The organism is Nonomuraea sp. WAC 01424 (assembly GCF_003947315.1).
GTDB lineage: Bacteria > Actinomycetota > Actinomycetes > Streptosporangiales > Streptosporangiaceae > Nonomuraea > Nonomuraea spiralis.
In genome coordinates this window covers 210,890-226,032 of the sequence record NZ_QHHZ01000006.1, presented here as the reverse complement: position 1 = coordinate 226,032, position 15,143 = coordinate 210,890, and the positions used below count along the sequence as shown (strand labels likewise).

Below are 15,143 nucleotides of genomic sequence, written 5' to 3'. Positions count from 1 at the left end.
GGACCGGGGGCAGGACGAGGCGGAGGGCGCAGGCATGGACGCCCGACCCAAGGAATCGCCCACGGTCAAGCCTCATGATCTGGCCTCTTTTCTGAGAGTGACCGCCTCGCTGAGGATTTATGATGGAGTTCACCATTAAGATTCGTCAAGAAGGGTTATCAGTGACGCTCTCCGTGACCGGCGGCGACCTTCAGCGGCTGCGGCGGCTGAACGCGCTGGCCGCGCTCGCCGCCCTTCGCGCCGGGGGTCCGGCGACGCTGACCCAGCTCGCCGAGCGCGCCGACCTGGCCAGAGCCACGATCAAGGTGGTGATCCAGGACCTGATGGAGCTGGGCTGGGTGGTCCAGATGGATCCCAGCGGCGGGGAGAAGGGCAGGCCGGCGCGCCGCTACCGGTTCCGCGCGGAGGCGGGCCGGGTGCTCGGGCTCGACATAGGAGCACACAAGGTGCTCGCGGTCGTGGCCGACCTGGACGGCAACGTCCTGCACACCACACGCGAGCCGGTCACCCCCGAGCAGCCGCGCGCCGAACGGCTGGCCGCCGTGGACCGGGCCGTCGACGCCTGCCTGACCGGCTCGGGCACCTCGGCCCCCGACATCTGGATCGCGGTCGCCGGCAGCACGGGCTACATCGACCTGCACGGACACGTCGTGCTCTCGCGGGCCATCCAGGACTGGTCGGGCGTGCCGCTGGCCGACCACCTCGAACAGCGGCTCAGGTGCACGGTCCTCGTGGAGAACGACAGCAGGCTGGCCGCCCTCGCCGAGTGCCGCAGAGGCGTCGCCCGCGACACCCGGAACATGATCTTCCTACACGTCGGCCGGCGGGCCGGGGCGGCCGTCGTGCTCGACGGCGTCCCCCTGCGCGGCGGCGGGGGCGCGGCGGGCGAGATCGGCGTGCATCCGCTGTTCAACGTGGGCGGGCTGCTGCAGGCCGTCCCCTCCGTGGAGCCCGGCACGCCGCCCGACGCGGTCGCGGGAGCGGTGTTCGAGGCCGTCCGGCGCGGCGACGACGAGGCGCGCCGGGCCGTCCTGCGGTACGTGAAGGTGCTCGCGCTGGCCACCACCGCGATGGCCCTCACCGTCGACCCCGACCTGGTGGTGCTCGGCGGCGGTTTCTCCCGGTCGGCCGACGTGCTGCTGGAGCCGCTGCGCGGCGAGCTGGAGACGATGTGCCTGCGCGCCCCGGAGTTGCGGGCCTCCGTGCTGGGCGAGGAGTGCGTGGCGGTCGGGGCCGTCTGCCACGGCGTCGAGCACCTGTCCACGATGCTCTTCAACCCCGAGGTGGGCCCGCTGACCGCGGTTGCCCCGCCGCGTTAATGGTGTAGCTCACCGTATCTCATGACCCTTGACAGAAGGAGTACTGCGCCGCACTATCTTCACCACTAACTTTATTCCTAAAGAAAGTCCTCTCACATGGCAGGCACGGACCGCGGCGACCTCACCAGGACGGCGATCCTCGCCCTCCTGGGCACGGTCGGCCCGTTGAGCCGCAGCGAGATAGCCCGCGAGTTGGATCTCAGCCCGGCCACCGTCACCCAGCTCACCAAGGAGCTCATCGGGCACGGGATGCTGGAGGAGCTGGACCTCAAGCCGTCGCGCGGCGGCCGTCCGGCCCAGCGGCTCGGGGTGGTGGGCAGTGCCGGGCGGGCGCTCGGGGTCAAGGTGACGGCCGACCACCTGGTGCTGGTGGACGTACGGCTCGACGGCGAGGTGCTGGGGTCGTGGGAGACGCCGCACGACCCGGCCGCGCCCGACGCCCTCGACCGTCTGGCCGCCGCGGTGGAGTCGGTGGTGCGGGAGCTCTCGGCGGGGCCGCCGCTGCTGGGCGTCGGCGTCGGGGTGCCGGGCAGCGTGGAGGACCAGGCGGTCGGCACGGTCAGGGCCCCGACGCTCGGCTGGCAGGCGATGCCGGTGGGCGAACGGCTGCGCCGCCGGCTCGACCTGCCCGTCCTGGTGGAGAACGACGTCAACGCCCTGGCCGCGGCCGAACGCCTGTACGGCCGGGGGCGTACGCACCGGGACTTCCTCGTCCTGACGATCGGGCGCGGCGTCGGCGCGGCCATCGTCGCGGACGGCCGCGTCTACCGGGGCGCCCGGGGCGGCGCGGGCGAGTTCGGCCACCTGCCGGTGGACCCGCAGGGCCCGCCGTGCGGCTGCGGCGCGCGGGGCTGCCTGGAGGCGTTCGTCGGATCCGCCGGCCTGCTCGCCGCCGCCCACGCCAGGACGACCGGCCGCACGCCCGGTACGGAACCGCCGGCCACCCGCGACCCGCTGGGCGCGGTGGCCGCGCTCGGCCGGGCCGCCAGGGGCGGCGACGCCGACATCCGCGCGGTGTTCGCCGAGGCCGGCGCGATCCTGGGCCGGGCCACGGCGGGGCTGATCAACGTGGTGGACCCCGAGGTCGTGGTGGTGCTCGGCGAGGGCACGGCCGAGTGGCCGCTGTGGCGGACCGGGTTCGAGCCGGCCCTGCGGGCGCAGTTGTACCCGGGGCGGCGCGACATCTCCGTCGAGGTGGAGAGCTGGGACGACACGAGCTGGGCCCAGGGAGCGGCGGCGCTGGTGCTGGCCACCCCGTTCGACGCCGCCGGGGCGGCCGGCGAGCAGGGCCGCCTGGTCCGCGCCCGCCTGATCGGAGCCGCCTCGTGAGCGTACGGCAGGCCCTCCCCGACGCCTCGCCCGCGCCACGGGCCACCCACCAGGCCCCCAGGCGGTCCGGCAGGTGGCGCTACGCCGGCACGGTCGCGGTGTTCCTGCTGCCGAGCCTGATCCCGCTGACCCTCTACACGCTGATCCCGATGGTCGGGTCGTTCTGGACCAGCCTCCACGAATGGGACCTCATCACCGACATGCGGTGGGTGGGGCTCGGCAACTACGTCGAGCTGATCGGCGATCCCGACACCAGGGCCGCGTTCCTGCACACGTTGTCGTTCATCGCCGGCTACCTGCCGCTCGTCTACCTCGGCGGCCTGGGCCTCGCGGTGCTGCTCAACCGGGCGATGCCGGCGCGCGCCCTGCTGCGCGGCGTGTACTTCCTGCCGGTGATCACGAGCTGGGTGGTCGTCGCGCTGATGTGGAAGTGGCTGCTCAACCCGGCCAGCGGCGTCGTCAACTGGGCGCTCGGCCTGGTCGGCGTGAGCGGGCCCGGCTGGTGGACCGATCCGGACTGGGCGATGCCGTCGATCATCCTCGCCTCGGCCTGGAAGGACCTGGGGTTCGTGATGATCATCCTGCTGGCCGGGTTGCAGGCGATCCCCCGCGAGTACCAGGAGGCCGCCATGGTGGACGGCGCCACCGCCTGGCGCAGGTTCCGGCACATCACGCTCCCGCTCCTGTCACCCTCGACGTTCTTCGTGGTGGTGATCTCGCTGATCAACGGCTTCCAGGTGTTCGACCAGGTCAAGATCATGACGGGCGGCGGGCCGGGCGGCGCGACGCAGGTGGTGGTCTCGCAGATCTACGACCTCACCTTCCGCTACGGCAGGGCGGGCGCCGCCTCGGCGCTGTCCTGGCTGCTGTTCGCGTTCGTGCTGCTCGTGACGGTCGTGCAGATCAGGGGCCAGAAGCGGTGGGTCACGTATGGGTAAGGTCCTCCGTCTCCTTCTGGTCGGCCTCGGCACGCTGGTCATGTTGTTCCCGTTCGCCTGGGCGGTGATCACCTCGATCACGCCGAGCGACGCCGTCCTGGCCGTGCCGCCCGACTTCACGCCCGAGGGCGCCAGTTTCGACGCGTACGGCCGGCTGCTGGAGACGTTGCCGTTCTGGCGGATCGTGCTCAACAGCGCGTGGATCGGCGCGGCGTCCACCGGGCTGCAACTGGTCACCAGCGCGATGGCGGCCTACGCGTTCGCCCGGCTGCCCTTCCCGGGGCGGGGCGCGTTGTTCGCGGTCTACCTCACGACGCTGATGATGCCGCTGCCGGTGCTGGTCGTGCCGCTGTTCATCGAGATGCGCACGTTCAACCTGGTGGACACCTACTTCGCGCTGCTCGCGCCGACGATCGCCTCGGCGTTCGGCGTGTTCCTGCTGCGGCAGGCCGTCAACCAGGTGCCGCGCGAGTTCGACGAGGCGGCCGTGCTGGACGGCGCCGGACATTTCCGCATCTTCGTGCACGTGGTGCTGCCGCTGATCCGGCCGGCCCTGGCCACGTTCGCGATCTTCGGCTTCATGGCGAGCTGGAACAGCTACCTGTGGCCGCTGATCATCATCAAGTCGCCCGAGTTCATGACACTGCCGCTGGGCCTGGCGACCCTGCACGGCCAGTTCACCACCCAGTGGGACGTGGTGATGGCGGGTTCTGTCGTCAGCGTCGTCCCGATCCTCATCCTGTACGTCTTCGCGCAGAAGCACGTCATCGCCAGCGTCGCGCAGAGCGGGCTCAAGTAAAGGAAATCCCCCCATGTCACGACCCATCAGGATCGCTACCGCCGTCGCGGCGGCCGCGTTGCTCGCCACGGCCTGCTCACAGGGATCGGCCACCAAGGGCGCCACCGGCGACGGAGGCGGCGGCAAGGTGACGCTGCGGTACTTCACCTTCTCGGCCGCGCCCGACCACGTGAAGGACCTCGACACGATCGAGAAGGCCTTCGAGAAGGAGAACCCGAACGTCGACGTGGTCGTCGAGACGGCCCCCTTCGACCAGTACTTCACCAAGCTGCAGACCAGCATCGCGGGCGGCACCGCGCCGGACACGTTCGAGCTCAACTACGAGAACTTCGTCACCTACGCCGCCGCCGGCTCGCTGCTCGACCTCACCACGGTGGCCGGCGACGGCGACACCTCGGTGTACGCCCAGGAGTCGCTCAACGCCTTCAAGCGGGACGGCAAGCAGTACGCGCTGCCCGCCTCGTTCTCCACGGTCGTGCTCTTCTACAACAAGGAGCTGTTCAAGGCGGCCGGGGTCGCGCCGCCCACGGCGGACTGGACGTGGGCCGACGAGCAGGCCGCCGCGGCCAAGCTGACCGACAAGAAGAAGGGCGTGTTCGGCGACTTCCAGCCGGTGCAGTTCTTCGAGTTCTACAAGACGCTCAAGCAGGCGGGCGGCGAGTTCCTGTCCGCGGACGGCACGAAGTCGGCGTTCGACAGCCCGCAGGGGGTCAAGGCGGCCGAGTGGCTGGTGTCGAAGGTGGGCAAGACCATGCCGACCGAGGCCGAGATCGGCGGCACCGCCGACTACGACACGAACCTCTTCAAGTCCGGCAAGCTCGCCATGTGGCACAACGGCATCTGGCAGTTCGCGGGCCTGAAGGACGTGCCGTTCGAGTGGGACGTGGTCGTCGAGCCCGGTGACTCGGCCAAGGCCAGCGCGGTCTTCCACAACGCGGTGGCCGCCTCCTCGGCGACCAAGCACGGCAAGGAGGCCTGGGCCTGGGCCCGCTTCCTGTCCGCGTCCGGCACCGCCGCCACCACCCGGATCCAGTCGTCGTGGGAGTTGCCGCCCGTCTCCGACCAGCAGGTGTTGTCCGGCTATCTCAAGGATCCCGTGCCGGCCAACCGCCAGGCCGTCTTCGACTCGCTCAAGTCCATCGCCCTGCCTCCGGTGATCAAGCGCCAGCAGGAGATGCAGGACGCGGTGACCAAGCAGCTCAGCGAGGCGGCGGCCGGGCGCACGTCCGTGGCGGACGCGCTCAAGGCGGCCGCCGCCGACGTCGACAAGCTGCTCGGCTAGCTCTTCCCATCCACGCACCCAGGAGAGATTCGTTGTCCCTCGTCGCGCACAGCCTCGACGTGATCAAGAGATTGCAGGCGCCGTCCGGGGCCTATCCGGCCTCGCCCACCTTCTCCGCCTACCGCGGCTACTCCTGGCTGCGCGACGGCGCGTTCATCGCCGAGGGGGTGAGCAGGCACGGCGACGTGTCCGGCGCGGACGCCTTCCACGCCTGGTGCGCGCGGGTCGTCGGTGACCGCGCGGGCCAGGTCGACGTACTGGTGTCCCGGGCGGGGCGCGGCGAGGCGGTCCCGGTCGCGGACATGTTGCCGACCCGGTTCACCCTGGACGGCGTGAACGGCGACGACGACTGGTGGGACTTCCAGCTCGACGGGTACGGCACCTGGCTGTGGGCGCTGCGCGAACACACCGTCCGGCACGGCCGGGCGGTCCCCGGCGTCGAGAAGGGCGTCCGGACGGCGGCCCGCTACCTGACCGCGTTCTGGCAGCTGCCCTGCTACGACTGGTGGGAGGAGCACGTCGAGCACCGCCACGTGGCCACGCTCGGCGCGGTCCACGCGGGCCTGCGGGCCGCCGTCGCGCTCGGCGTGCTGAGCGCGACGGAGTCGGCCGCGGCGGCCGAGGCCGTCGCGGGCATCGCGGACCTCGTGGCGCGCGAGGGCGTCGCCGAGGGCTCGCACCTGCGCAAATGGCTGGGCAGCGACGCCGTGGACGCGAGCCTGCTGGCGTGCGTGGAGCCGTTCGGGCTGTATCCGGCCGGGCATCCGGTCGGCGAGGCGACGGTCGCCGAGGTCGAACGGCAACTCGCCCGCGAGGGCGGCGTGTACCGCTACCTGGCCGACACCTTCTACGGCGGCGGGCGGTGGCTGCTGCTCGCCGGGTTCCTCGGCTGGAACCACGCGCGCGCCGGGCGGCGGGCCGAGGCCGCGCGGTACCTGGAGTGGATGGCGGCGCGGGCGACCCCCGAGGGCGACCTGCCCGAGCAGGTGTCCGACCTGCTGCTGGCCCCGGACCGGCGGCAGGAGTGGCTGGACCGCTGGGGACCGGTGGCCACGCCGCTGCTGTGGTCGCACGGCATGTACCTCATCCTCGCCGACGAGTTGGGAGTGACGGCGTGATCAGGCATCGGCCCCACGGATCGGGGCATCCCTACGCGGAGACCGAGGACCAGCGTGTCCCGGCCAGGCCGCTGGCCGGGGAGAGCGTGGAGCTGCGGGTACGCGCGTCCGCGCAGGTCGTCTCCATCGTCTGCGAGTGGGCCGTGGACGGGGCCGCCCCCGTCGAGCTGCCGCTGACCAGGACGGATCCGGGCGGTTCTGCCGCCGCGGTGGACGGCGGGCATCTGGCCGCCGCGCAGGCGCGGGCCACCCGCGCCGCCGCCGGCTCCTGGCGCGTGCGCACACCCGCCCTCCGGGCCGGCAGCCGGTACGCCTACCGCTTCCTGGCCACGACCGGCGACGGCGGCAGCCGGGCGAGCCGCTGGTTCGAGGTGACCGCGGCGACCTGGTCGGAGGCGGGCGGCAAGCTGGAGGTGACGGGCGCCGACCGGATCGTGCCGGGCAGCGTGCGCTGGCTGGCCGACGGCGACGGCATCCTGCGCGTACGGTTCGAGCTGCCGCTGGAGCCGGAAGAGCACGTGGTCGGCTTCGGCGAGCGGTTCGACGCCGTGGACCAGCGGGGTCGTGTCCTGGACGCGGTGGTCTTCGAGCAGTACAAGGCGCAGGGCGCGCACGGGCGCACGTACCTGCCGATGCCGTACGCGATGGTCGTGGGCGGGCCGGGGAGCTGGGGCTGGCACGTCCGGACCTCCCGGCGGACCTGGTACGACGTCGGCGCGGCGCGGCCCGCCGGGATCGTCGTCGAGGCCGAGACCGACGGCGATCCGGTCGTGCGGTTCTACGACGGCGAGCGCCCCGCGGACGTGCTGCGCGACTTCCTCGACGAGGTGGGCCGCCCGGTCGAGCTGCCGTCGTGGGTGTTCCGGCTGTGGGCCAGCGGCAACGAGTGGAACACCCAGGAGCGCGTGCTGGCCGAGATGGACCGGCATCGCGAGCACGGCATCCCCGTGGGCGCGCTGGTCATCGAGGCGTGGAGCGACGAGACGACGTTCACGGCGTTCCGCGGGGCCGCGTACGAGCCGTCCGAGGAGCCCCACAAGCTGGCCGACTACGCCTTCCCCGCGGACGGCCCCTGGCCCGACCCCAAGGGCATGGTGGACGAGCTGCACCGCAGGGACGTCAAGGTGCTGCTCTGGCAGATCCCGCTGCAGAAGACCCGCCCCCATCCCCGCCACCAGGCCGCCGTGGACGCCCGTCAGCTCGTCGAGCGCGGGTACGGCGTGCGCGAGGCCGACGGCCGCCCGTACCGCAACCGGGGCTGGTGGTTCCCGCTCGCGCTCATGCCCGACCTGTCCTCCCAGGAGGTACGCGACTGGTGGACCGCCAAGCGCCGCTACCTGGTCGAGGAGGTGGGGATCGACGGGTTCAAGACCGACGGCGGCGAGCACGCCTGGGGCCATGACCTGCGTTACGCCGACGGGCGTGACGGCGCGGCGGGCAACGGGCTGTTCCCCGTGCACTACGCCCGCGCGTTCGGCGACCTGCTGCGCGAGTGCGGCAAGGCGCCGGTGACGTTCAGCCGGGCCGGGTTCGCCGGGTCGCAGCCGCACGGCGCCTTCTGGGCCGGGGACGAGGACTCCACCTGGGACGCCTTCCGCTCCTCGATCAGGGCCGGGATCACGGCCTCGGCCTGCGGCATCGTCTACTGGGGCTGGGACCTGGCCGGGTTCTCCGGGCCCGTGCCGGACGCCGAGCTCTACCTGCGGGCGGCGGGGGCGGCGGCGTTCATGCCGATCATGCAGTACCACTCCGAGTTCAACCATCACCGCGCGCCGCTCAGGGACCGTACGCCGTGGAACGTCGCCGAGCAGACCGGGGACGAGCGGGTGATCCCGGTGTTCCGGCGGCTGGCCCTGCTGCGGGAGCGGCTGGTGCCGTACCTGGCCGAGCAGGCGCGGACGGCGACCGGCGGCGGCGCGCCGCTGATGCGCGGCCTGTTCTTCGACCACCCGGACGATCCGGCCGTCTGGCGGCATCCCCTGCAGTACCAGCTCGGGGACGCGCTGCTGGTCGCGCCCGTGACCGAGCCCGGTGTCACCGAGACCTCCGTCTACCTGCCCGCGGCCGAGGGCGGCTGGATCGACGTCTGGACCGGGCACGCCCTGGCCGGCGGGCGGACGGTGACGCTGCCCGCGCCCCTCGACCGTCCGCCCGTGTTGTGCGCGGCCGGGCACTGGTCCCGTCTCTCCCGTATGTTCGCCGACTGACAGGAGCACACCCCCATGAGCCGGTTACGGTCGGGCGCCATCGTCATGGTGCTCGCCCTGCTCGCGTCCCTCGTCTCCATCCCCGCCTACGCGCTGGACGGCGTCCACCACAACCCGACCGGAACCGACGACCTCTACTCCGCCGAGCCGACGGAACGTGTCCCCCGCGACCCGATGGCCGGCGACGCGGTCCAGATCAACGCGACGACCTGGCCGATCGAGGCCGGCCAGACCGTCTGGGTCACCTGGACGAAGAACGGCGTGAACCAGACCCCGGTCGGCGCCGCCTGGGACCACAACAACGGCAACAACAGCTACTGGCGGATCAACCTCGGCGCGTTCGCCCGCGGCGACAAGATCTCCTACACGGTCAACGCCGACGTGAACGGCGGCGGGCAGAAGAGCACCGGCCCGTTCGCGTTCACGGTGACCTCGTGGAGCACGGTGACGAACGTGACCGGGTTCGTGAACAACACGACGTCCGTGGACGTCACGACCGGTGACAGCGCGGGGAGCTTCACGCCGAAGATCCGTTTCGCCTTCCCCGCGCTCGACCGGTTCAGCACGCAGATCGCCCCAAGCGGCACAGGTCTCAATATTTCCGGCGTCGCCGGATATACGGTGACGAACTCCGCCAGCACCTTGACGATCTCCGCCCCCTCCCTGGTCCTGAAGATCCAGAAGTCCCCGTACCGGCTGTCGGTCTACAAGGGTGACGGCACGACGCTGATAACCCGCCAGTACGACCCCGCCACCTTCAGGAACATCGGCTGGGCCAGCGACGGCGCCACCACGATCACGAAGATCGAGGACCACTTCATGTCCCCGGCGGGCGAGCGCTTCGAGGGCTTCGGCGAACGCTACGACCGGCTCGACCAGCGCGGCACCGACGTGCACAACTACGTCTACAACCAGTACCGCGACCAGGGCGCCACCCGGCGCACGTACCTGAGCGTGCCGTTCTTCCTGAACTCGGCCGGGTACGGCGTGCACATCGCCGGCACCCGCTACGCGATCTTCAATCTCGGCACGCACCTGAGCGACCTGGCCGGCTTCACCGTGGACACCGGCGGCGGGCTGGACTCGACGCTCGACTACCACTTCTTCGCCGGCACCCCGGCCGAGATCGTGGACGACTACACGGCGGTCACCGGACGGCCGCAGCTCCCGCCGAAGTGGGCGTTCGGGGTGTGGATGTCGGCCAACGAGTGGAACACCCAGGCCGAGGTGAACGCCGAGCTGGCGAACGTGGACACCTACAAGATCCCGCACACCGCGATGGTGCTGGAGCAGTGGAGCGACGAGGCCACGTTCTACGTCTGGCACGGCGCCACGTACACCCCCAAACCAGGCAGCGGCAAGCTGGCGTACGGGGATCTGACGTTCCCGGCGGGCAGCGCCTGGCAGGACCCGAAGGCCATGGTCACCAACGCGCACAGCAAGGGGATCAAGATGATCCTCTGGCAGATCCCGGTGTTCAAGGAGAACTTCGACACCAACCCGCCGACCGCGCCGCAGCAGCACCTCAACGACAAGGCGTACGCGCAGGCGCAGGGGTACGTCGCCAAGAACGCCGTCAACGCCCCCTACCGCATCCCGACCGGCCAGTGGTTCGGCGACAGCATGGTCCCCGACTTCACCGGCACGGCCGCGGCCAACTGGTGGATGAGCAAACGCGACTACCTGATCGACGAGGTCGGCGTCGACGGCTTCAAGACCGACGGCAGCGAGGCGATCTTCGGCAGGGGCACGCAGTTCGCCGACGGCCGCAAGGGCGACGAGATGCACAACGCCTACCCCAACAGCTACACCGGCGCCTACAACTCCTACGTCAAGGGCAAGAACCCCAACGGCACGATCTTCAGCCGGGCGGGCACGACGGGCGCCCAGAGCAGGTCGATCTTCTGGGCGGGCGACCAGAACTCCAGCTTCTCCGCCTTCCAGGAGGCGGTCCGGGCCCAGCTCAGCGCCGGGCAGTCGGGCGTGCCGTACACCGCGTGGGACCTGGCGGGCTTCACGGGCACCTTCCCCAGCGCCGAGTTGTACCTGCGCTCGGCCGCCCAGGCCACGTTCTCGCCCGTCATGCAGTACCACTCGGAGAAGGCCGCTCCCGCCACCTCCGAGGCCCGTACGCCGTGGAACGTGCAGGCGCGGACCGGTGACACGAGCGTGGTGCCCACCTTCCGCAAGTTCGCCGACGTGCGGATGAACCTGATCCCGTACCTCTACACCGAGGCCAAGTCCGCCGCCACGACGGGCGCGCCGATGATGCGGGCCATGAGCTTCGCCTTCCCGGGCGACGCGACGGCGGCTGCGCTGGACCAGCAGTACCTGTTCGGCTCCCAGTTGCTGGTGGCGCCGATCACCACGCAGGGCGCCACCGGCAAGAACGTCTACCTGCCCGCGGGCGAGTGGTACGACCTGTGGAACGGCGGCCGCTTCACCGGGCCCGGCACCAAGACGTACAACGCCGGGCTGGACACGATCCCCGTCTACGCCAAACCCGGCGCGATCGTCCCGCTCAACCTCAACGCCGACTACCAGCTCGGCGGCGAGATCGGCAACAGCGTGGACACGTACACGAACCTGACCTTCAGGATCTATCCGGCCGGATCGACGTCGTACGCCTACTTCGAGGACTCGGCGAACGCCACCCGCACGATCACCTCGGCCGAGAACTGGGCCGGTCACGCGGTGACGGTCACCGTACCCGCGCTCACCACGACCGGCACGTTGCAGGTCGCGAGCACGAAACCGGCGTCGGTCACCGGCGCGACCGCCCGTTCGACCCTCGCCGACCTCAAGGCCGCGGCCGAGGGCTGGTGGTGGGACCCGGTGCAGCAGCTCACCCACGTGAAGCTGGCGAGCGCCGCGGGCAACCGGACGATCACGCTCAACGGCGTGGACAAGGCCGCCTACGAGGCCGAGTTCGCCACCGGCACCGGCACCTCCACCAACACCGACCACGCCGGGTACACCGGCACCGGCTTCGCGGACGGCTTCGCCACCTCGGGCGACGCGGTGACGTTCCAGGTCAGGGCCGACGCGGCGGGCAACCACCAGCTCAGGTTCCGCTACTCGACCACGGTGGCCGCCACCCGGACGGTCTATGTCGACGGCGTCGCCGCCGGCACGCTCTCCCTGCCCGCCCTCGCCAACTGGGACACCTGGGGCACGGCCACGCTGGCCGCCTCCCTCACCGCGGGCGCCCACACCGTCAAGATCGCGTACGACGCCTCGAACACCGGCGGGATCAACCTCGACAACCTGGTGGTGGCACGGCCATGAGACGAGCGCCGCTCTTCCTGATCACCCTGCTCCTGCCCCTCCTGGTGGCGCTGCCCGCGCAGGCCGCCGTCCAGCGGGTGCAGTTCACCAGCGGCTCCACGTACCTGATCGTGGAGTTCCTGGACGACGACCTCGTGCACTTCGAGCTGGCCAACGGCACGTCCCCGGGGACCGGCTCACCGATCTTCACCACGTCGCAGGTCGCCAAGACCGACTACACCGGCCCCGCGAGCTTCAACCAGACGGGCAACACGCTCACCACGGGCGCGATGAAGGTCGAGGTCACGGCCGGCACGCTCTGCGTGAAGGTCTCCGACCCCACCCGGCTGCTGTACGAGGCGTGCCCGCGCAACCTGGCCCAGGCGTGGAAGGGCCTGACGATCACCAAGGGCTCGATCCAGAACGCGTACGGGCTGGGCGAGCAGTTCTTCATGGGCGGCAACGCCGACGGCGACTGGGTGGGCCGCAGCCGCACCCCGGGCGGCCCGTACGGCAACGCCATGGCGTACGACACCGACAACGGCCCGGTGGGCAACGCCCAGATCCCGGTGCTGTTCGCGGTCGGCGCGGCGAACCTGAACTACGGCCTGCTGCTCGACCAGGTCTACAAGCAGGAGTGGAACCTGACCGGCGACCCGTGGACCGTCGACACCTGGGGCGACCAGCTCAGGTGGTACACGATGACCGGGCCCGACCTGCCCGACCTGCGCAAGGACTACATGGAGCTGACCGGCCGGCCGCCGGTGCCGCCGAAGAAGGCGTTCGGCATGTGGGTGTCGGAGTTCGGCTACGACAACTGGGCCGAGATCGACAACCGCCTGTCCGGGTTGCGCACGGCGAAGTTCCCGGTGGACGGCTTCGTCCTGGACCTGCCGTGGTTCGGCGGGGTGACGGCGGGCTCCGACAACACCAGGATGGGCGGCCTGACCTGGGACACCACCGCCTTCCCCAACCCCTCGGCGACCATCGCGGGCTATCAGGCGAACCAGGGGATCGGCCTGATGACGATCGAGGAGTCCTACGTCGGCAAGAACCTGCCGGAACACGCCGACCTGGCCTCCCGCGGCCACCTCGTCCGGGCGGGCTGCGCGGCCTGCGCGCCCGCGTACCTGACCGGCAACGACTGGTGGGGCCGGGGCGGCATGATCGACTGGACGCAGAACGCCGCCGGCGACTACTGGCACACGCTCAAGCGTCAACCGCTGATCGACGCCGGCATCCAGGGCCACTGGCTGGACCTCGGCGAGCCCGAGATGTACGACGCCGCCGACTGGACCTCCGGCGTCCTGCCCGGCAAACACGCGCACGCCGACTACCACAACGTCTACAACCTCAAGTGGGCCGAGAGCATCGCCCGCGGCTACGCCGCGTCCGGGACCAAACGCCCGTTCATGCTGGCCCGCTCCGGCGCGGCCGGCATGCAGCGGTACGGCGTGGCCATGTGGTCGGCCGACATCGGGTCCAAGCTGACCGCGCTCGCCCAGCAGCAGAACGCGCAGATGCACATGTCGATGTCCGGCATCGACTACTACGGCTCCGACATCGGCGGCTTCCGCAGGGAGATGCTCAACTCCGACCTGAACGAGCTCTACACGCAGTGGTTCGCCGACGGCGCCTGGTTCGAGGTGCCGATCCGCCCGCACACCGAGAACCTGTGCAACTGCGCGCAGACCTCACCGGACAAGATCGGGCACACCGCCAGCAATCTCGCCAACCTCCGCCAGCGTTACGAGCTGACTCCCTACTACTACTCGCTGGCCCACCGGGCCTACAGGTTCGGCGAGCCGGTCGTGCCGCCGCTCGCGTACTACTACCAGAACGACCCGAACGTGCGCACGGCCGGCCACGAGAAGCTCATCGGCCGCGACCTGCTGGTCGGCGTCGTCGCGGGCGCGGGCGAACGCGCGCGGGACGTCTACCTGCCCGCCGGCACCTGGTACGACTACGCCACCGGCGAGAAGCTCACCAGCACCGGCCAGTGGTTCGCCGACCGCCCGCTCTGGGTGAACGGCGCCTTCCGCCTCCCGGCCTTCGCCAGAGCGGGCGCGATCATCCCCAAGATGCACGTGGACGACAAGACCATGAACGTCATGGGCAAGCGCACCGACGCCACCACCAGGAACGAGCTGATCGCCCGCGTCCACCCCGACGCCGCCGCCACGAGCTTCACCCTCTACGAGGACGACGGCGCCTCGACCGGCTACCAGACCGGAGCCGTCCGCACCACGCAGATCAGCCAGCAGCTCACCGGAGGCACCGCGACCGTCACGGTGGCCGCCGCCGCCGGCACCTACCCGGGCGCGGCGTCCAGCAGGCCGAACGTGGTCGAGCTCGTCACCGGCACCCAGGCCTCCGCCGTCACCCTGAACGGCGGCGCGCTGACCCAGTACGCCACCAAGGCCGCCTTCGACGCGGCCGCCGGCGGCTGGTACAACGCGGGCGGCAACCTCGTCGTGGCCAAGTCGGCGAGCACGGCCGTCAGCACGGCCAAGACGTTCGTGTTCACGCTCGGCCAGGCCCCGGTGTCGGTCACGTTCACGTGCGCCAACGGCACCACCACGCCCGGCCAGTCGGTGTACGCCGTCGGCAGCGCGCCGCAGCTCGGCGCGTGGTCCGTGGCCAGCGCGGTCAAGTTGTCGCCGACCTCGTACCCGACCTGGACGGGCACCGTCGGCCAGCTCCCGCCCAACACCTCGATCGAGTGGAAGTGCGTCAAACGCCAGGAGGCCAACTTCCCCGACACCGCCGACCAGTGGCAGCCGGGCGCCAACACCGTCCTCACCACCCCGGCGACCGGCAGCGGCGGCACCACGTCCGGCACGTTCTAGCCACATCTGGCACCTTCTAGCCACATCCGGCACGT

Annotated in this window: 9 protein-coding genes; all 9 read left to right on the top strand. The window is 71.0% G+C overall.

The window, feature by feature from the left end; translation table 11 throughout:
• Nucleotides 1–161 precede the first annotated feature (161 nt).
• The 9 genes from DMB42_RS18420 to DMB42_RS18380 all read left to right on the top strand — a co-directional run bounded on the left by DMB42_RS18420 (nt 162) and on the right by DMB42_RS18380 (nt 15,108).
• On the top strand, nt 162–1,319 hold the full coding sequence (locus DMB42_RS18420; protein WP_229824258.1) for an ROK family transcriptional regulator: 1,158 nt from the start codon (nt 162–164) through the stop codon (nt 1,317–1,319).
• Nucleotides 1,320–1,415: 96 nt separating this feature from the next.
• Nucleotides 1,416–2,648 (top strand): ROK family transcriptional regulator, encoded by a 1,233-nt coding sequence (locus DMB42_RS18415; RefSeq protein WP_125636132.1) that lies wholly within the window; start codon nt 1,416–1,418, stop codon nt 2,646–2,648.
• Nucleotides 2,645–3,586, top strand: a complete 942-nt coding sequence (locus tag DMB42_RS18410) for a carbohydrate ABC transporter permease (protein WP_221762225.1) — start codon at nt 2,645–2,647, stop codon at nt 3,584–3,586. The genes DMB42_RS18415 and DMB42_RS18410 overlap by 4 nt, the downstream gene beginning before the upstream one ends.
• A complete protein-coding gene (locus DMB42_RS18405; RefSeq protein ID WP_125636131.1) occupies nt 3,579–4,385 on the top strand; it encodes a carbohydrate ABC transporter permease in 807 nt (268 codons plus the stop codon). The genes DMB42_RS18410 and DMB42_RS18405 overlap by 8 nt, the downstream gene beginning before the upstream one ends.
• 13 nt (nt 4,386–4,398) lie before the next feature.
• The gene (locus DMB42_RS18400; protein ID WP_125636130.1) at nt 4,399–5,667 is read left to right on the top strand and encodes a sugar ABC transporter substrate-binding protein; all 1,269 of its coding nucleotides are present in this window, start codon (nt 4,399–4,401) and stop codon (nt 5,665–5,667) included.
• 32 nt (nt 5,668–5,699) lie between these two features.
• On the top strand, nt 5,700–6,785 hold the full coding sequence (locus DMB42_RS18395; RefSeq protein ID WP_185844726.1) for a glycoside hydrolase family 15 protein: 1,086 nt from the start codon (nt 5,700–5,702) through the stop codon (nt 6,783–6,785).
• Nucleotides 6,782–8,992 (top strand): TIM-barrel domain-containing protein, encoded by a 2,211-nt coding sequence (locus DMB42_RS18390; protein WP_125636128.1) that lies wholly within the window; start codon nt 6,782–6,784, stop codon nt 8,990–8,992. The genes DMB42_RS18395 and DMB42_RS18390 overlap by 4 nt, the downstream gene beginning before the upstream one ends.
• A 15-nt stretch (nt 8,993–9,007) precedes the next feature.
• Complete coding sequence (locus DMB42_RS18385) at nt 9,008–12,280, top strand: TIM-barrel domain-containing protein (RefSeq protein WP_125636127.1); 3,273 nt, start codon at nt 9,008–9,010, stop codon at nt 12,278–12,280.
• Nucleotides 12,277–15,108, top strand: a complete 2,832-nt coding sequence (locus DMB42_RS18380) for a TIM-barrel domain-containing protein (RefSeq protein WP_125636126.1) — start codon at nt 12,277–12,279, stop codon at nt 15,106–15,108. Before DMB42_RS18385 ends, DMB42_RS18380 begins: the two co-directional genes overlap by 4 nt.
• Nucleotides 15,109–15,143: the final 35 nt, after the last annotated feature.

Excerpts from the sequence above, each read along its gene's own strand:
- DMB42_RS18415 (WP_125636132.1), top strand. The coding sequence starts at position 1,416 with ATGGCAGGCACGGACCGCGGCGACCTCACCAGGACGGCGATCCTCGCC.
- DMB42_RS18405 (WP_125636131.1), top strand. The coding sequence starts at position 3,579 with ATGGGTAAGGTCCTCCGTCTCCTTCTGGTCGGCCTCGGCACGCTGGTC.
- DMB42_RS18400 (WP_125636130.1), top strand. The coding sequence starts at position 4,399 with ATGTCACGACCCATCAGGATCGCTACCGCCGTCGCGGCGGCCGCGTTG.
- DMB42_RS18385 (WP_125636127.1), top strand. The coding sequence starts at position 9,008 with ATGAGCCGGTTACGGTCGGGCGCCATCGTCATGGTGCTCGCCCTGCTC.
- DMB42_RS18380 (WP_125636126.1), top strand. The coding sequence starts at position 12,277 with ATGAGACGAGCGCCGCTCTTCCTGATCACCCTGCTCCTGCCCCTCCTG.